Annotated in this window: 16 protein-coding genes and 2 pseudogenes; 8 read left to right on the plus strand and 10 right to left on the minus strand. The window is 72.6% G+C overall.

Annotated elements, in window-relative coordinates; all coding sequences use genetic code 11:
• The 4 genes from EV562_RS00445 to EV562_RS00460 form a co-directional block, all read right to left on the minus strand.
• The gene (locus tag EV562_RS00445) at nt 1-2,256 is read right to left on the minus strand and encodes a helix-turn-helix transcriptional regulator (RefSeq protein ID WP_133884603.1); all 2,256 of its coding nucleotides are present in this window, start codon (nt 2,254-2,256) and stop codon (nt 1-3) included.
• 113 nt (nt 2,257-2,369) lie between these two features.
• On the minus strand, nt 2,370-2,657 hold the full coding sequence (locus tag EV562_RS00450; protein ID WP_133884604.1) for a hypothetical protein: 288 nt from the start codon (nt 2,655-2,657) through the stop codon (nt 2,370-2,372).
• 151 nt (nt 2,658-2,808) lie between these two features.
• Entirely contained in the window at nt 2,809-3,258 is a 450-nt protein-coding gene (locus EV562_RS00455; RefSeq protein WP_166661506.1) for a nuclear transport factor 2 family protein, read from the minus strand.
• 102 nt (nt 3,259-3,360) lie between these two features.
• Nucleotides 3,361-3,783 carry a MerR family transcriptional regulator gene (locus tag EV562_RS00460; RefSeq protein WP_133884605.1) on the minus strand — a complete coding sequence of 141 codons (423 nt, stop codon included), beginning with the start codon at nt 3,781-3,783 and terminating at the stop codon, nt 3,361-3,363.
• A gap of 55 nt (nt 3,784-3,838) precedes the next feature.
• Between EV562_RS00460 and EV562_RS00465 the strand changes: the two genes are divergently transcribed.
• From EV562_RS00465 to EV562_RS00475, 3 genes are all read left to right on the plus strand, one after another.
• A complete protein-coding gene (locus EV562_RS00465; RefSeq protein WP_133884606.1) occupies nt 3,839-4,867 on the plus strand; it encodes an SDR family NAD(P)-dependent oxidoreductase in 1,029 nt (342 codons plus the stop codon).
• A gap of 9 nt (nt 4,868-4,876) precedes the next feature.
• Nucleotides 4,877-5,548 carry a hypothetical protein gene (locus tag EV562_RS35395; protein ID WP_243859938.1) on the plus strand — a complete coding sequence of 224 codons (672 nt, stop codon included), beginning with the start codon at nt 4,877-4,879 and terminating at the stop codon, nt 5,546-5,548.
• Nucleotides 5,549-5,712: 164 nt separating this feature from the next.
• A complete protein-coding gene (locus EV562_RS00475) occupies nt 5,713-7,827 on the plus strand; it encodes an FUSC family protein (protein ID WP_133884607.1) in 2,115 nt (704 codons plus the stop codon).
• Here EV562_RS00475 and EV562_RS00480 read toward each other — a convergent pair.
• The 3 genes and pseudogenes from EV562_RS00480 to EV562_RS00490 all read right to left on the minus strand — a co-directional run.
• On the minus strand, nt 7,815-8,804 hold the full coding sequence (locus EV562_RS00480; protein ID WP_133884608.1) for an aldo/keto reductase: 990 nt from the start codon (nt 8,802-8,804) through the stop codon (nt 7,815-7,817). The genes EV562_RS00475 and EV562_RS00480 overlap by 13 nt on opposite strands.
• Nucleotides 8,805-8,922: 118 nt before the next feature.
• Nucleotides 8,923-9,333, minus strand: coding sequence for a cupin domain-containing protein (locus tag EV562_RS00485; RefSeq protein ID WP_133884609.1), 411 nt, complete (start codon nt 9,331-9,333; stop codon nt 8,923-8,925).
• Nucleotides 9,334-9,463: 130 nt separating this feature from the next.
• Nucleotides 9,464-9,940 (minus strand): annotated as a pseudogene (locus tag EV562_RS00490) (zinc-binding dehydrogenase); the annotation flags it as partial.
• A 337-nt stretch (nt 9,941-10,277) separates the two neighbouring features.
• Here EV562_RS00490 and EV562_RS00495 point away from each other — a divergent pair.
• The 3 genes and pseudogenes from EV562_RS00495 to EV562_RS00505 all read left to right on the plus strand — a co-directional run bounded on the left by EV562_RS00495 (nt 10,278) and on the right by EV562_RS00505 (nt 12,122).
• Nucleotides 10,278-11,168 carry a helix-turn-helix transcriptional regulator gene (locus EV562_RS00495; RefSeq protein WP_133884610.1) on the plus strand — a complete coding sequence of 297 codons (891 nt, stop codon included), beginning with the start codon at nt 10,278-10,280 and terminating at the stop codon, nt 11,166-11,168.
• A 93-nt stretch (nt 11,169-11,261) separates the two neighbouring features.
• Nucleotides 11,262-11,513, plus strand: a pseudogene (locus EV562_RS00500) (carboxymuconolactone decarboxylase family protein); the annotation flags it as partial.
• A 174-nt stretch (nt 11,514-11,687) separates the two neighbouring features.
• A complete protein-coding gene (locus tag EV562_RS00505) occupies nt 11,688-12,122 on the plus strand; it encodes a VOC family protein (RefSeq protein WP_133884612.1) in 435 nt (144 codons plus the stop codon).
• A 249-nt stretch (nt 12,123-12,371) separates the two neighbouring features.
• Here EV562_RS00505 and EV562_RS00510 read toward each other — a convergent pair whose 3' ends face one another.
• On the minus strand, nt 12,372-13,232 hold the full coding sequence (locus EV562_RS00510) for an alpha/beta hydrolase (RefSeq protein ID WP_133884613.1): 861 nt from the start codon (nt 13,230-13,232) through the stop codon (nt 12,372-12,374).
• A 150-nt stretch (nt 13,233-13,382) separates the two neighbouring features.
• On the opposite strand from EV562_RS00510, the gene EV562_RS00515 reads away from it, so the two are divergent.
• Nucleotides 13,383-13,835 carry a helix-turn-helix domain-containing protein gene (locus tag EV562_RS00515; protein ID WP_133884614.1) on the plus strand — a complete coding sequence of 151 codons (453 nt, stop codon included), beginning with the start codon at nt 13,383-13,385 and terminating at the stop codon, nt 13,833-13,835.
• Nucleotides 13,836-14,110: 275 nt separating this feature from the next.
• Nucleotides 14,111-15,004: an ANTAR domain-containing protein gene (locus tag EV562_RS00520; protein ID WP_133884615.1), complete on the plus strand. Its 894-nt coding sequence runs from the start codon at nt 14,111-14,113 to the stop codon at nt 15,002-15,004.
• A 27-nt stretch (nt 15,005-15,031) separates the two neighbouring features.
• On the opposite strand, the gene EV562_RS00525 is transcribed toward EV562_RS00520, so the two are convergent.
• A complete protein-coding gene (locus EV562_RS00525) occupies nt 15,032-15,223 on the minus strand; it encodes a hypothetical protein (RefSeq protein ID WP_133884616.1) in 192 nt (63 codons plus the stop codon).
• 84 nt (nt 15,224-15,307) lie between these two features.
• On the minus strand, nt 15,308-16,222 hold the full coding sequence (locus tag EV562_RS35300; protein WP_208298260.1) for a hypothetical protein: 915 nt from the start codon (nt 16,220-16,222) through the stop codon (nt 15,308-15,310).
• Nucleotides 16,223-16,275: the final 53 nt, after the last annotated feature.

The following is a 16,275-nucleotide window of genomic DNA, read 5'->3' on the forward strand; positions in this document are numbered from 1 at the left end:
CTACTCCCCGGTGTCCTGGTCGGTGACCGTGCCGTCCTTGATGTACCGGGCGAGGTTGAGGTCCGGGGCGCCGAACTGCTCGCGCACGCCTTCGCCCCACAGCACCGTCTGCGTGCCCTCCCACTTCACCAGGCCCGGGTTCACTCCGAGTTTGAAACCGCCCGGCAGCGGCTTGCCGTCCCGGTAGGGCAGGAAGTCCAGCGGGGAGGGCCCGTCGGAGGCGTAGACGGCGCAGTCCGAGAGGACCGCCACGGGGTACTCACCGGTGAAGGCGGCGTGCTTGACGATCTTGCGGTGCATGTTGATCCGGGTACGGGAGATGACGGCGGCCCTGATGTCGGGGCGCCACGTCGGCCGGGCGAGCGCCCGCCACGGTTGCCCGGGCTTCCAGCCTTCCCCGCGCGGGCGTTCGCGCAGCTTGCCGATGCCGCCCTTCACCGTCGCCTTGATTGCGGAGACCACGATCGCCAGCTCGGGGTCACGCTGCCGGTAGCCGTCCATCGCCGCGAGGAACTCGTGCGGCGACAGGTCCGCGCCCACTCCGAGGTCGGCCATGGTGGCGAGATAGGCATCGCGCAGCCGGCTGTACCAGGCGTCCAGGTAGCGTCCGTTGTCGTGGCGCAGGTATGCCTCGACGGGGCGTACGTCGTAGCCCAGCTCCACCGCGTACGCCACGGTCGGTGTCGCGTACCAGGCCGGGCCGGTCGGGCGCTCGCCCTTCGGGGTGAACGGGCTCGGCAGCAGGTCGCCGTCCAGGTGCGTCCACTGCTTCGCCAGCTTCACACGGGACAGGTCGACGTGGCTGAGGTCGACCAGCCAGGAGCCGGGCAGTTTCGGATCGAAGACGGGCCTCTCGACGCGTGTCGGCGCGCCCAGGCCGACCGTGAGGCCGTTCGCACCGGCGGCGAAGGCCATGTTCACGTCGATGCCCACCAGGTGGGGGCGCAGACATTCGGCGTCGGTGAGCGGACGCGCCCAGTCGTACGCCTCCTCCACCAGAACCTCGGCCGGCGTGCGGCGGTGGAAGCGCGGCAGGTCCGCCAGGACCGGGTGTCCGTCGGGGGCCTCGCACGGCGCGCAGTCCACCGGTTCCCTGCCCAGCGAGCCGGGGTTGTGCTCGGAGTGGCGCGTGCCCGTCGCGTCCGGTTGGGACGCGCGGGTCGGCGGGTGCAGGGCGGTCATCAGTTCCAGGCCGGTCACGGCGGTCGATCCGCGTGGGGTCATCACGCGGGCGGCATAGGTGCCGAGCAGCCGGGCCAGGTCCGCCGGCGGCAGTCGTCCCGCGTTTCCCCAGTGCCGGGCATCGAGCGCGTCCCACGAGGGGATGCACAACTGCACGCAGGAGCGCTCCGCGCCCGGTGCGGGACGGTAGATCCGCACCCACGGCCCGAACCCGCGTTTCGTCAGCTGCCAGTGGGCGCGCGCCAGCTGCTTGACGACCTTGTGGCCCTCCGGCAGCCGCCCGGCCAGACGCTCCTGCCGGGTGAGCGTGACGGGCAGGCCGTAGTGCTCGCACGCGGCCTCGGTCAGCACGACCAACGGGTCGGCGTCCTTGCCCGGCCCCGACAACTTCGGCTGACCGAGGCGTCCTTCGCGCAGCGTCCACTCCACCAGTGCGGGCAGCGACTTCGCGGCGACGTCCAGGACCAGTCCTCCGACGCAGTGCGCCAGCACCTGGCCGTCTGCGTCGACGTCGACGACGGCGAGCGGGCCGTTCTCGAAACGCGGATCGGTGTCCCCGGCAGGGGTGCGTGCGGGAGCGGCCCTGCGCTCGGCCGGACGGCGCGCCGTCGGTCGCCCGGCCGGGACCGCCGGAGTCGGTGCAGCAGCAGGGTCGGTGGGGGCGGGTGCGGTGCGGCGTGACGGCGAGCCGGTGTGCGCGGGCTGCGCGGGCGGACGTGTGGGTCCGCTGCGGGCTCGGGCCGGTTCAGGCGCCGAGGCCGCCGAAGCCGCGGGAGCGGCCACAACGGCACGTGCCTCGGGGGCCGCCGTGTCCTCGGCAGGCAACGGGGCGTCGGCGGGGTACAGCCGGGCGAGCTGCTCGAGCATGCGGGCGTATGCGTCGCGCTCCGGCGGCCTCGGCTCGGTCTTGCCGGCCTCCCAGCCGCTGACCGTCGCCCGCCGCACCCGCAGTGCGGTGGCCACCTCGTCCAGCGTCAGGCCGTGCGCCTGGCGCAGCCGCTTGCGCTCCGCCGGGGGCGGCAACGGGGAGCGGGACGCGATGAGCGCGTCGACGGCGTCGAACAGCTCGGACATGCGGCACCTCCTGCCGCAACCCTAGCGCGAAGCGTACGCATCGCGTACGAAGCGCGTACGGATCCCGAAAACGGGGAGTGGTGGCGCGACTGCCTCCTGACGCGGGACCCGGCTCAGCCGAGACCGCGATGGGCGGCCCACAGCGTCCCGGCGCGGCCGGCGGCCTCGGAGATCAATGCCGCCAACTCCGGCTGGTCGGGCACCGGGAACGAGACGTATGCGCCCCGGCCACCACCGACCGGTCGGCCATAGGCCTTCGCGGCGAGACGGCCGTCCGGGAGGAGCCGGATGTTCAGTGTGGTCAGTTGGAACTCCTGACCCCGCCGGGTGTCCGTCCAGCGGAGCGCCTGCGGGATCGTGACGTTGACGGCCAGAGCACTCACTTCCAGGTCGCTGCTCATGGACGGGATGATCCCACACGGGCGGGCTGAGGACGTTGGTGAGGACCGTGGGCGAAGACCGCGGTGCGGATCGCCCGTAGGAGGATCGCCCGGTAACCACGAAGCGTCACCGCTCAACGAGCCGCTGTGTCGGGTGATGTCGCCGTCGGCGTCAGGCGGGCGGCGTCGGCGGGGTGCAGGCGTCCGCGACGGCCTGCGTGTCCCAGTAGAACGGACGGACCTCGGTGATCCTCCCGTTCCTGACCGTGATCGCTTGCAGGAGCGGGAAGCCGAGTTCGCGGCCGGTGGCGCGGGCGCGGGCCCGGATCTGTGTGAGCACGACAGCGGTCTCACCGGTGGCGAGAAACTCCTGCTCCACCATGTCGAACGACTCCCAGACCTCCCCCATCACGAGGAAGAACCGCCTGATGCCTTCGTGTCCCCGCCAGGTGCCTCCGTAGGGCAGGGCGTCTGCCTGATGCAGCTCGACATCCGGTGAGAAGAAGGGGGCGAGCAGGTCGAAGGAGGCCTCGCCGGGGCCTCCCGCCGCCAGGTACTCCGCCTCGGCGGCGTACATGCCGGTGAGGACTCTTGCTGACTCCGTGGTGAGTGACATCGTCATACCGCCAGCATGGGCAGCATGGCAGGACTCTGCTGGCGGTTCACGGACATCGTCGTGCCGCGGCCGGCCGCCGCCACCACGGCGCGGCTGTCCGCGTGTGTCTCAGGCTGTGGGGTCCCAGAGCCCGCCGGCTTCGCCGTCGGCGAGGCGCTCGGCGTAGACGCCGACCTTCCAGGCGATGACGGATCGGCACTCCTCCAGAGCCCGGATCTGTGCGTCGACGCGCTGCCGATGGGCGTCGAGCAGGCGCAGGCGTTCCGCCTCGTTGCCCGGTCCGCGGCGTACCAGCTCGGCGAAGTGCTTGAGGTCGGCGAGCGGCATACCGGATTCGCGGAGCTTGACACAGATCAGCAGCCAGTCGACATCGACGGAGGTGTAGCGCCGTCGGCCGCCCGACGTACGCCGGACCGGGCCGACGAGCAGGCCCTCGCGCTCGTAGAAGCGCAGGGCGTGCACGCTCAGGCCGGTCCGCTCGGCGACCGCTCCGATGCTCAGCGGCTGCGCGGCAGCTCCGGTGGTCGTCATGCCGCTCACCCCTGGACTTGATCTAGACCTCGCTCTAGATCGTAGCGTCCTCGGCATGACCGCTACCGATCAGAAGCCGCTCGGCTCGCCCTTCTCCGCTGCCGCCACCGCCGAGGACGTCGTGGCCGGCCATGACCTCTCCGGCACGACCGCCGTGGTGACCGGGGGCTACTCCGGGCTCGGCCTGGAAACCACCCGGGCCCTGACCGCCGCCGGAGCCCGGGTCGTCGTTCCGGCTCGCCGCCCACACGTCGCCCGGGCCGCTCTGGAGGAGGTGAAGGGCAGCGAGGTCGTCCCCATGGACCTGGCCGACCTCGACAGCGTCCGCTCGGCCGCCGCGCACATCGGCGACCGGCTCGAACGGCTCGACCTCCTCATGGCTGTCGCCGGCGTCATGGCCACCCCGGAGCGGCGCGTCGGACCGGGCTGGGAAGGCCAGCTCACCGCCAACCACTTCGGGCACTTCGTCCTCGCCTGCGAGCTCTATGCGCTCCTGGCCGCGGCAGACGGTGCGCGTGTCGTGGTGAACAGCTCCGCCGGACACACCCTGACCGGTATCCGCTGGCACGATCCGCACTTCCGCACCGGCTACGACCGGTGGCTGGCCTACGGCCAGGCCAAGACCGCCAACGCCCTGTTCGCCGTGCATCTCGACGCCCTCGGGCAGGGCGACGGAGTCCGGGCGTTCAGCCTCCACCCCGGAAAGATCATCACGGGTCTCCAGCGTGAGATGTCACTCGAGGAGCAGATCGAGCGCGGGTGGGTGGACGAGCACGGCCATGTGGTCGGCGCGGACTTCAAAACCCCCTCCCAGGGGGCAGCCACCGGCCTGTGGGCCGCCACCTCACCGCTGCTCGACGGCCGCGGCGGGCTCTACCTGGAGGACTGCGACGTCGCTCGCGTCTCCGCACCCGGCACCCCCATGGACGACGGCGGCGTGCGCACGTACGCCGTCGACCCCGTGGAGGCCGCCCGGCTCTGGGAGCTGTCGCTCGCCGCCACCGGTGCCACGCCGATCACCCGCCCGTGCGTGCCCACTGTCCCGGTCGGGGCTCGCCGCCCTGTCCCTGGGGGCACCTCCTAGCCTGGCCCCATGCCTGCCCCTGTGCACGCACTGGCCCAGTGCTCCCTGTCTCCGGCCGCCGTGGCGGAGTTCCTCGCCCTGCCTCGACAACCGGTGTCAGGTGAGGAGTTCGACGTGCTCGACGCCGCCGTGCGCGCACGGGGCTGGAGTCGGGAGCACGATTGCCTCACCGACGCCTACCGCACGGGCTTCGGGCATCTGCTGTGCACCGAGGGCAACTCCCCGTCCGCGGATCCGGCAGCGCGACGCTTCCTCGCGTTCGGGGAGCTCTGTCCCCTCGACCCGGACGACGAGGACCTCGCCAACCTGTCCTGGCTGGGCGAACTCGTGGACGACTGGGGTCGGGCTCCGGGCTGGACCGTCCGGCGCCCGAGCACGGTGGAGGCGTGCGTCGAGGTACTCGACCGTGCGGCGGACGCCGTCACCGCCCATCTCGGATCCCCAGCCGAACGGACGGTCACCAGCGACGCGGCCGTGGTGACGGGCCCGGCGATGCCTCACCGGATCTGGCGGACCGACACCGAGGCCGTGATCGTGGGCCCACACGCGGACAACGGCCCGTACGGTTACCTCACCCATCTGCAGCTCGCCGCCTCTCCCCTCGGCCTGGCCCCCGAGTTGCCGCCCGCGGACGACACCGCGGCGCTGGACCGCTGGATCGAGACGCACGTCGACTGGTGACATGACCGGACGGTCGGGTTCGTCGGTGCTGCGCCGGTCGGGCGAGTGTGCGGTGCCCCGAGGGTGCGGCGACGGACGCCGGGCGGGAGGGCTCGGCAAGATGTGGCGTCCGCGGAGTGCGTGGTCGAGGAGCGGTGCCGGTGGACCGCCAGGGAGGGACGCCGATGCCGAAGCTGCCGTCGCCCGCCGAGTCGTTCGGCGGGAGCGGGCGCGCGGTACGGGTCTCCCTCGCGTCGGCCGCCGGGTTCTATCCGGCGGCGTACGTCATGGACCGGCCGGTCGTCGCGCTGTACGCCCTGTTCACACCCATCGCCTTCGGTGTCCTGTCCCCGCTGCCGGGTTCCGGGCGCCGCTGCGCGGGAAGTGTGCTGCGCGCCGCGCCGGCCGCCGCCGCTCTGGTCGCCCTCGGCACCGCCCTGGCGGTGGCCACGTGGGCGGCGGCCGTCGGCATGCTCCTCGTCACCCTCGCCCTGACGTTCGGCGCGGCGTGCGCCCCGCGGCTCGCGGCTGTCGTCCCCGGGCTGCAGCTCTGCTACATCCTGGCCTGCTTTCCGCCGTACGCCCCCGCCACCCTGCCCGAACGGCTGGGCGGCCTGGCCCTGGGCGCGACGGCGCTGCTGCTGGGCGAGCTGCTGCTGTTCCCGCCGCCGGTACGACCGGCGTACGCCGCGCGGGTCGCGGACGCCCTGGACCTGGCGGCGCACGGGGCCAGGCTGCTGTTGCGGACCAGAACCATGGACGACGGTACGGCCCGTCGCCTGCGGACGACCGGCAGGGAGCTGCGCTTCTCCCGGCAGCCCCACGGCGGGCGGCCGACCGGCGCCGGACGGACCGACCGGGCCCTGGCGCACGCGGGTTCGGCCACTCGCCGGCTCCTGGACCAGCTGGCCGCCCTCGGTGAACTGGCGCCGGCTCCCGCCGACACAGCTTCGCAGAGCCTGCTCCGCGGTATCGCGGCGGCCTGCTCCGACGCCGCGGGGGTGCTGCGTGACGGCAGGCCGGGGCGCGGCGCCGAGCTGATCGAGGAGATGACGGCGCGGTTCCTGGAAGAGCGGGGCGACGAGCCGCGGGGCCGTGACGACCGTCCGTACGCGCTCCTGCGGCGCCGGTCGACGCTGCTGACGGTGGCGGTGTCAGCGGTGACGGTGCGCACCGCCGTGGACCTCGCGGCGGGCGGCGACCATGCGGTGCCCGGGCTTCCGCACGAGCAGTTCTGGTACGCGAGGGTGCCGGCGGTGCGCCTGTGGCTCACGCGGATCCACGGCAACCTGACCGCTCGTTCCGTCCTGTTCCAGAACGCTGTCCGTACGGCCCTGGGGCTCGCCCTCGCCCGTCTGGTGGCCGGGTCGCTCGACCTGTCGCACGGTTTCTGGGTGCTGCTGAGCGTGCTCACCCTGGCGCGGACGACGGCGGTCGGCACCTGGTCGGCCGTGCGGTCGGCGGCCGCGGGAACCCTGTGCGGCGCGGCGCTCGCGGGCGCGCTCGTCATCGGGGCGGGTGACGCGACCGCGGTCTACGCCGCGCTGCTGGTGCCGATGATGGTGATCGCCTTCGCGGTGGGGCCCGCCGGCGGGCCCGCGTGGGCGCAGGGGTTGTTCACCCTGGTGGTGTCGACGGCGTTCGCCCAGATCGCTCCGGTGACCTGGCGGCTGGAGGAGGCACGGCTGGTGGACGTGCTGACCGGCAGCGCGATCGGGCTGGTGTGCGGGCTCCTGGCGTGGCCGGCCGGTGCGCGCAGCGAGATGCGGCGCAGTGGGGCGGCGCTGCTGCGGGCCACCGCGCCCGTGGTGCGGGACACCGCCGACGCGGTGGCCGACCCCGGCGCCGGCGTGCCCGCCGACACCGCCGAGCGGCCCACGATCGGCTCCGCGGCGCCCGCCCTGCACCGCCTGCGTATCGCGGAGGCCGCCTATGCGCAGTTGCGTACGGAGCCCGTCCGCCAGGCGGACGACGACGGCCCGGACTGGCTCGCCGCGCTGAACTACGGCTCCCGGGTCCTGACCGCCGCCTACTGGTTGCCCCCCGCTCAGGGCGCGCCCGGTCTTCCGCCCGGTGCGCGGCAGTGGGCGCAGACGGCCGCGCGGCAGGTGGCGACCGCCTCGCTGGAGGCGGCCGGTCTGCCCGCGCGGGGGGTCAGGGTCCGCATCGCGCCGCTGCCTCCGGCCGTCCCGTCCGCGACGTCGACGGCCGCGCTGTCCCTCCTGGTCGACCTGGAGGTGTGGTTGCACGCCCTCGCCGCGGACCTCGCCACTGCGACCGGTGCGGACTACCAGGCGTAGGCCTCGGGTGCCTCACCGCCGGGGCCGGGCCAGATCTCGTCGAGCCGCTTCAGGGCGTCGTCCGGGAGATGCACGTCGAACGCCCGAAGGCCGGCGGTGAGTTGTTCGGGGGTGCGCGGGCCGGTGAGCACGGAGGTGAGGACCGGGTTGTGCAGCAGCCACGCCAAGGCCACGTCCGCGGGCTCCGCGCCGATGTCGGCACACAGCGTCTCGTACGCCTCCAGTCGGGGCCGGTGGCGTTCGACGGTCTGCCGCGTCTGCGCCGAGACCCGGCGCCCGTTCTCGCTCTTCTTCAGGACACCGCCGAGCAGGCCACCGCCCAGCGGGCTCCACGGGATCAGCCCGATCCCGTGGTGGCGCAGGGCGGGGACGACTTCGAGTTCGATGGTGCGGGCGGTGAGGTTGTACAGGCTCTGCTCGGAGACCAGACCCAGGAAGTTGCGGGCGCGGGCCTCGCTCTGGGCGGTCGCGATCTGCCAGCCGGCGAAGTTGCTGCTACCCACATAGGTGATTTTGCCCTCGCGGACCAGCTGTTCCATCGCCTGCCAGATCTCCTCCCACGGCGTCGACCGGTCGACGTGGTGCATCTGGTACAGGTCGATGTGGTCGGTCCGCAGGCGGCGCAGGCTCGCCTCGGCGGCCCGGCGGATCTTGTAGGCGGACAGGTACTTGTCGTTCGGGCCGAGGCCCATCGGCTGGTACAGCTTCGTGGCGAGCACGATCTTGTCGCGGCGTCCGCCGCCCCGGCTGAGCCAGCGTCCGATGATCTCCTCGGACAGGCCGTAGCCCTGCTTCATGCCGGGGCTCTGCGGGCCGCCGTAGACGTCCGCGGTGTCGAACAGATTGATACCCGCGTCCACCGCGGCTTCCATGATCGCGAAAGCGGCGGCCTCGTCGGTGGCGTCCCCGAAGTTCATGGTGCCGAGCGCAAGACGGCTGACCTTCAGACCGCTGCGGCCGAGATGTGCGTACTGCATGGAATCCCTTCTTGGCGGCGCGGACCGGGCGAGTGCCCGTGCCCGGCCGGTGCGTCGACGGCGTGGGCGTCGACGCGGTGATCGGTGCTCTCCCTGTCGGGGCGGGTGGCGTCGGGTCTCAGTCGGTGGCGGGAGCGGCTGCGTACTCCTCGTCGGTGACGGGGGTCAGCCAGTGCACGACGTCGTGGTCGGCGTCCGCCTCGTTGATGGCCAGGTGGACCATGAGGCGGTGGGGTGCCGCACCGTGCCAGTGCTCCTCGTCGGCTTCGAACAGGACGCGGTCGCCGGGCCGGATGACCTCGACCGGTCCGCCGCGGCGCTGGCACAGGCCGACGCCTTCGGTGACGAAGACGGTCTGGCTCAGGGGGTGGCGGTGCCAGTGCGTCCGGGCGCCGGGCATGAAGTGCACGAGGTTGGCGCCGACGCGGGAGGGCTCGGGGGCCGCGGCGACGGCGTCGATGTAGACGTCGCCGGTGAACCAGTCGGCGGGGCCCTTGACGGTGTTGATGGAGCTTCGGGTGATCTGCACGGTGGGTTTCTCCGCTTGCGTGAATCCGGGGGTTCCGGGTGCCGTGTTCCGGGTCTCGGGGCGGGTGGCAGCCACCCGGCGGGGCCGGTGGCTCGCCCCTGCGGTCGGGGGGGGTGGGTGGGGGTGTGCGTCAGGGCGTGAGCAGGGTATTGACGGCGCGGCGCTCGTCCATCGCCTTGCAGCCCTCGGCGACCTGGTCCAGCGGGAGGGCGAGGTCGAAGACCTTGCCGGGGTCGATCGCGCCGGACAGGACGCGGTGGATGAGGTCGGGGAGGCAGCGGCGCACGGGTGCGGGTCCGCCGCGCAGCCCGACATGCGAGAAGAACAGCTCCTGACCGTCGACGGCGACCTCGTGCGGGACGCCGACGAAACCGACGGTGCCGCCCGGCCGGGCCGAGTGCAGCGCCTGGCTCATGGCCTGTGCCGTGCCGACACACTCCGGCACGGAGTCCGCGCCGATCCCGCCGGTCAGCTCCTTGACCCGGGTCACGCCTGCCTCGCCACGTTCGGTGACGATGTCGGTCGCCCCGAACTCCCGCGCGAGCCGTCGGCGGGTCTCGCGTCGGGACCTGGCGATGATCCGCTCGGCGCCCAGTTCCTTGGTCGAAGCCGACGTACTCGTGCCCCATCGGGTGAGGCCGGTCGGTCGGCTCCGCGCCCCGGTAGGGCCACAGGTCCGGGGGCGTGGATCACTGCACCGCTCATGGGGGTGCCTCCTTGCACGTCGTACTCGATGACGGGGGCGGCCCGGGCGTGCCGTCCGGGCGCCGCGGGCCGAGGCGGCCGGCCGCCGGGACGGGCGGCGCCGTTACCGGTGGCGTGCCGGACGCCCTGGGTTGCCCGGTTTCCAGGAAACCGCCCTTTCCCGTGCGCAGCGAGTCACCAGTGAGGGGTGTACCGGCAGTGCATGCCTTTCCCGCCGGGCGGGTCGTACCGTCGAAGACATGGACAACCGTGAGGAGGTCCGCGAGTTCCTCACCTCGCGGCGAGCGAAGATCACCCCGGAGCGGGCCGGCCTGCCCTCGGGCTCCCGCCGGCGCGTGCCCGGGTTGCGCCGGAGCGAGGTCGCGGCCCTGGCCGACATGAGCGTGGAGTACTACGCCAAGCTGGAGCGCGGCCATCTCGCCGGTGTCTCCCCCGCCGTCCTCGAGGCCGTCGCCCGCGTGCTCCAGCTCGACGACGCCGAACGCGCCCATCTGCTGAACCTGGCGCAGGCCGCCGACGGCACCGACGTCCTCACCCGTCCCCGGCGCCGGCACACGACGAGCCGGCAGCAGGTCCACCGCAGCCTGCAGTGGACGCTGGACGCGATCACCGCCGGGCCCGCGGTCGTGTGCAACGGCCGGCTGGACATCCTTGCCTCGAACGCCCTCGCCCGCGCCTTCTACGCCGAGCTGCTCGCCGACGCGGCCAGCCGGCGGAACCTGGCCCGCTTCCAGTTCCTGGCCCCGGCCTCACGCCGCTTCTACCCGGACTGGGAGCTGTTCGCCGACATGGCCGTCGCGATGCTGCACGCGCAGGCCGGCCGCAACCCGTACGACAAGGACCTGCACGACCTCGTCGGTGAGCTGTCCACCCGGTCCGAGGAGTTCCGCACCCGCTGGGGTGCTCACAACGTCCGCCGGCACGGCACCGGCACGAAGCGGTTCCACCACCCGTCCGTCGGCGAACTCGTCCTCGCTTACGAATCGCTCGACCTCGCCGCCGACCCCGGTCTCCACATGACCGTCTACGCGGCAGAGCCCGGCAGCCCTTCCGAAGAGGGGCTGCGCCTGCTCTCCTCCCTCGCCGCCACCGGGGACGGCACCCTGGCCGCGGACCGCCCCGCCGGCTGAGTGTCGAGCCGTGCCCGCGACAACCGGGCGGTGGCCGTGGTCGAGGGGCGCTCCGCTTGACCGGAGCGGCTGTCGCCGCCGGCTCAGGACCGAGTGATGTTCGCCGACGTGTGGGAGCGGCCGGGGCTGTCGCCTCGGGACCGCAGCCTGGTCACCGTCAGCGTGCTGGCCGCCCTGTATCGCACCGAGCAGGTGGAGTTCCACCTGGGTGTGGCTCTGGACAACGGCCTGAGTGTGGAGGAGCTGTCCGAGGCGATCACCCACCTCGCGTTCTACGCCGGGTGGCCCAACGCGATGAACACGATCACCCAGCTGAAGAAGATCGCCGACGAGCGCGGCATCTGACCCCCGCTCCTCCCGCGCCACAGCTGCGTCGCGGCGTGCTCGTCCGCCTTCAACTTCCCGGTCTGCCCGTCCGGGCGGGCCCGGCGACGGTAGGCGGCCGCGTTCATCCGGCTGCCGCGGCGCCTGCGGGGAATTGAACGGCAGCACCCTTCCGGTACGCGGTACGGTGCGCCGATGTCAGCGATCAAGAAGTTCCAAGTCACCTTCGACTGCGCGGACCCCGAGCGCGTCGCTCGCTTCTGGTGCGAAGTACTGGGGTACGTCGTACCGCCGCCACCGGAGGGGTTCGCCACCTGGGACGAGTTCAACCGCTCCCAGCCTCCGGAGAAGCAGGGGTCGTCGTTCGCCTGCAGCGATCCCTCGGGGGTGGGCCCACGTCTGTACTTCCAGCGCGTGCCCGAAGGCAAGACCGTCAAGAACCGCGTACATCTCGACGTCCGGGTCGGCACCGGGCTCGTGGGGAACGAACGCCTCGCCGCACTCGAAGCCGAGTGCGCCCGGCTGGTCGCGCTCGGCGCCACCCACGTGCAGACGCTGTACGCCGACGAGGAGAACGAGTCGTGCATCCCCATGCTGGACATCGAGGGCAACGAATTCTGTATCGACTGAGCGTTCTTCTCCCGGCAGCGTGCGACGGGAGAGGACGCGTCGACCTCCCCAGGTTCTGCGTCCTCCCCCGGCCCGCCCGGTGACTACCCGCCTGGACCGTTCTCACCCCTGCCTCTATTCCGGGTGATTGACCGTCACATCAATACGTCGACACGTCGACATGCAGATGGAGGACGCGCTCCGTACCCACGATGCTCGAGGACTACCGCGCGGGTCTCAAGCCCGGGGGCAGGTGCCGCCGGGACCCGGTCATGCCGCCTTCGAGGCCTCTGCGGACTCTGCGGCCACGAACGGACGCAGCAGCGCGAGCAGGGCGCGCGGCCGGTGCAGGGGGATGATGTGGCCGCAGTCCTCGATGACGTGTCCGGTGAGATCGTCGGTGACCGGACGGAGCTGGCGTTCCAGCGCGGCGCCGACGGGCCGGGCGCCCACCGCCATCGTCGGCACCGTCAGGCGGGCGGCGGCGACCGCGCGCTCGATCTGCGCCGCGCTCTCCGGCAGGGCCCGGTAGTACGAGAACGCGCGGCTCAACGCCTGACGGCCGGTGTACGCGCGGACGAAGGCGTCGCGGAGCGCGGGGCGCACCCCGTCGCCGAGGGTGCCCGTGTGCAGAAACCAGTCGACGTAGGCGGCCTCGTGGCCCTCCAGCACGGTCTCGGCGAGGCCGGACGCGGCGGAGTGGAAGCCGAACCACCACGGCGGCCCGTCGGCGAGGAAGTCCTCGGCGCCGGGCAGCCCGCCCAGCAGGGACTCCATGACCACCAGGCGACGGACGAGACCGGGGCGGCGCAGGGCGAGGAGGAAGGCAGGTGCGGTGCCCGCGTCGATGCCCACCACCGCGGCCGAGGACACCCCGAGCGTGCTCAGCAGCGCCTCGGCGTCCTCGGCAAGGGTGCCCGCGTCGTACCCGGAGGCGGCCCGGCTGCTCGCGCCGAATCCGCGCAGGTCCGGCGCGATGACGAGGTGGCGCCCGGACAGGTCGGCCATGACGTCCGTCCACAGCTCCCAGGTGTGCGGGAAGCCGTGCAGCAGCAGAACGGCCGGGCCCGATCCGGCGAGGGCGACGTTGAGTTCGACACCGTTGGCGGGGATGCGGCACAGCTCGGACATGGAGTGCTCCAAGGGGTGCGGTGAGGAAGGTGAGTTGAGAAAGGGGTCGGTGAGAAATGATGACCGGGTGAGGAATGGTGACCAGGAAACGGTAGGGAACTAGAGTGGTCCTCCCAAGACGGCACTTTCCCTTCAGGTGGTGAGCCCGAGGTGACCACGTCCAGGCGGGGCGGAAGCGACCAGCGGCCCGGTGAGCGCGGAGACCTGCTGGACCCGCACTGCCCGACCCGCCGGCTGCTCGACCGCATCGGCACCAAGTGGACGTCGATGACGGTCAAGGTGCTGGCCGAGGAGGCTCCGGGCGAGCTCCGTTTCGCGGAGCTGCGGCGCCGTGTCCCGGGCATCTCGCAGAAGATGTTGTCCGTCACCTTGCAGAGCCTGGCGCGCGACGGCCTGGTCGAGCGCCGTGTGGAGCCCACCGTGCCGCCCGCCGTCCACTACCGGCTCACCGGCCTCGGCCTGTCCCTCGAAGGACCGCTCTCCGTCCTGCGGGAGTGGGCCGAGACACACATGTCGGAGATCGACCGCAACAACCGGCTCACCGACGAGTCGCCCCGGCCAGCACATGCGTCGACCTCGCGGGGCACAGGCGCTCGCCGATGACCGCGCCGAGGGCCGGTCACCTCGTGGCGGACCGCCGACGTGACGCACCGCCCGCTCGTCGCGCCGCCGGCTCGTCGCCCCCGACGTGTCGTGCGGCGAGACGGTGATGACTGCGCGATGACTCGCATTTGGGAACCGGTTGGGTTGCACCGGACGAGCCGGTTCTGGTTAGGGTCGGTCGCAGTGCTTGGGAAGCAGGTGCTGCTCGCGGCCGGCCCGGAGGACGGCGGTCGCGGTTGCTCGCGTCGCCTGCCGTACCGCATTGGAGCTTTTCCATGGCCCCGCTGTCCCAGTACCCGAGTGGAGAAACCACCCCGACGCCGCCGTCCGGCTCCGGAGAGAGCCCGAAGGATCCGCGCTGGGCGCAGGAGCAGCTCGACCTGCGCAACCGGCAGTTGGGGCACGCCGGTGTCGCCCGCGCCCAGGGCATCCTTGCCGGGCGGTACCGTCTGCAGGGCTCCGAGGAGGCGTTCGCGCTCCTGAAGACCGCGTCGCAGCAGTCCAACATCAAGCTCCACACACTCGCCGACGCGGTCGTCCGCACTCCGGCGCCGGACCCGGAAGCGACGGCCTGGTTTCCCGGTCGGGCCCGTTCCCACCCTCCCCGCCTGCCCTGGCTCCGTCCGGAAGGAAGCGCGCGACACAATCAGGGAGCCGTGCTCAAGGCGGCACTGCACCGTGTACTGACGATCACGCAGACGCCCATGGGCAATGTTCAGCTCGCGGAGAGCGGCCGGCTTCACCTGGCCCGGCACACCGGGCTGAACGAGTACTTCACCGACTTCTTCGCCTTCGTCGACGCCCCCACCACCTCGTGCGCACAGGCGGCTTCCGCCCGCCGCCAGGTCACGGTGCGGGACGTGGGAACCGCGGCCGTCTTCGACGAGGCCTCTCGGCACGCCATCCTCCAGACAGGCAGCCGGGCCGCCCACAGCCTCCCCTTGGCCAACGCCAACGGCCAGGTGCTGGGCATGATCTCCTCCCACCACGAACGCCCCAGCAGCGGCTTCACCCGTGCCCAACTCGCCGCGCTGCAGCAGACGGGAACCGACGTGGGCCGCTGGCTCTCCTGGCACTGGCGCACCGTCGTCCTCGACGCCCTGGAACACCTGCACACCCAGGCCGTCAGCACCTGCCGCCGCCCCGACGGCGCTCCCGTCGGACCGTAGCGGGCGGGTGGGGGTCCTCCGCGGGCCCTACGGCCGGTGGTCGGGCACGTCCGTGGCGAGGCGGTACCTCACGGTCACGTCGCGGTAGTCCCGCCCCGGGGTCACACGGTGCGGAAGGTTGGTCCGCTCGGAGCGGGACTCCGACGCGCGGCCTCCGGCGCCGGGGAAGGACACCCGGGTCCGTGGTGCCTGCTCGAACTTCAGACGGTCGCCGCTCACGACCGCGTCGAAGCTGATGGCCGGCCCCGTGTCCGCAGGGTCGCCATCGGGGTCAGCCGCGGTTCGAGGCGGTGACGCGCCCGTTCACGGCGGCTCTCCGCGCCCCTCGTCCGCACGGCGCCGGACGGGCCGGGTCGCTCCCGACTCGTCGTCCGCTGCACGGCGCCGCCGGGTGGCGGAACGCCGGCCGGTCTCCTGCTTCGCCTCTCTCGCTCCGGCATCCTTGGGCGTGCGTCGCACGCCGCGCACGGCAGCCCGCCCGGTCTCCGCAGCCACGTCGCCCTCGTCCTCGCCGTCGCCGTCGCCGATCCGGGCTGCCGCTCCGCCGACGTCACCGACGGCCTTCCCCGTGTGCTCCCCGACGTTCCCGGCGGCATCGCCCGCACCCCGCGCGACCTCTCCCACGGCGTCTGCGGCAGTGCCGCCGATGCCCTCGACCGCCGAGCCGGCTCCCTCCCCGACGTCCTCTACCGCCGAACCGGCTCCCTCGCCGACGTCCCGCACGGCCTTCCCGGCGCCGCGGCCCACGTCGTGCACGGCAGATCCGACACCGCGGGCCAGGTCCTCCAGGATCTGCGGGTTGCGGTCGAGCGTGGTGAGCACCCGGTTGATGATCAACGCGACGTTGTCCAGCCGCACCTTGAGCCGGGCCTGTGCCTCGACTCCGGCGATGTCGAGGTGGACCTGGCCGAGCGCCACGTCGGCGCCCACGTTCAGCTTGAGCAGGTCGAGCACCTCGGCCTGGAGGGACACCCGGGCCCGCAGATCCTCCACGTCGAGGTGGAGCTCGTCGACCTTGAGCTGGGGAACGTCCAGGAAGACGTCGGGGCCGTGCTCCTCGGCGACCGACGCGGCCTCGTCCACCGCCCCGCCTTCCTCGACCGGCTCGGCCCCGTCGTCGATCCCGTCGTCGTAGACCACGTCGTCGTAGGGCTCCGGCTCCTGCGTGGGGCCCGTGTCCGTCGTGCGGTCCTCGTCGTCCTCGGCGTGGTGCTGCATCGCTGCGCCTCCGCGAACTCGTCCCGTCCTACTTTCGTCACATTTACTCCAGT

It is taken from the genome of Streptomyces sp. BK208, assembly GCF_004364245.1.
Lineage (GTDB): Bacteria > Actinomycetota > Actinomycetes > Streptomycetales > Streptomycetaceae > Streptomyces.

Bases quoted from the DNA above. Each gene is read 5' to 3' on its own strand.
- EV562_RS35395 (WP_243859938.1), top strand. From the start codon at position 4,877: ATGCCTGCCCCTGTGCACGCACTGGCCCAGTGCTCCCTGTCTCCGGCC.
- EV562_RS00520 (WP_133884615.1), top strand. From the start codon at position 14,111: ATGGCCCCGCTGTCCCAGTACCCGAGTGGAGAAACCACCCCGACGCCG.
- EV562_RS00465 (WP_133884606.1), top strand. From the start codon at position 3,839: ATGACCGCTACCGATCAGAAGCCGCTCGGCTCGCCCTTCTCCGCTGCC.
- EV562_RS00475 (WP_133884607.1), top strand. From the start codon at position 5,713: ATGCCGAAGCTGCCGTCGCCCGCCGAGTCGTTCGGCGGGAGCGGGCGC.
- EV562_RS00505 (WP_133884612.1), top strand. From the start codon at position 11,688: ATGTCAGCGATCAAGAAGTTCCAAGTCACCTTCGACTGCGCGGACCCC.
- EV562_RS00455 (WP_166661506.1), bottom strand. From the start codon at position 3,258: ATGACGATGTCACTCACCACGGAGTCAGCAAGAGTCCTCACCGGCATG.
- EV562_RS00495 (WP_133884610.1), top strand. From the start codon at position 10,278: ATGGACAACCGTGAGGAGGTCCGCGAGTTCCTCACCTCGCGGCGAGCG.
- EV562_RS00510 (WP_133884613.1), bottom strand. From the start codon at position 13,232: ATGTCCGAGCTGTGCCGCATCCCCGCCAACGGTGTCGAACTCAACGTC.
- EV562_RS00450 (WP_133884604.1), bottom strand. From the start codon at position 2,657: ATGAGCAGCGACCTGGAAGTGAGTGCTCTGGCCGTCAACGTCACGATC.
- EV562_RS00460 (WP_133884605.1), bottom strand. From the start codon at position 3,783: ATGACGACCACCGGAGCTGCCGCGCAGCCGCTGAGCATCGGAGCGGTC.
- EV562_RS00445 (WP_133884603.1), bottom strand. From the start codon at position 2,256: ATGTCCGAGCTGTTCGACGCCGTCGACGCGCTCATCGCGTCCCGCTCC.
- EV562_RS35300 (WP_208298260.1), bottom strand. From the start codon at position 16,222: ATGCAGCACCACGCCGAGGACGACGAGGACCGCACGACGGACACGGGC.
- EV562_RS00480 (WP_133884608.1), bottom strand. From the start codon at position 8,804: ATGCAGTACGCACATCTCGGCCGCAGCGGTCTGAAGGTCAGCCGTCTT.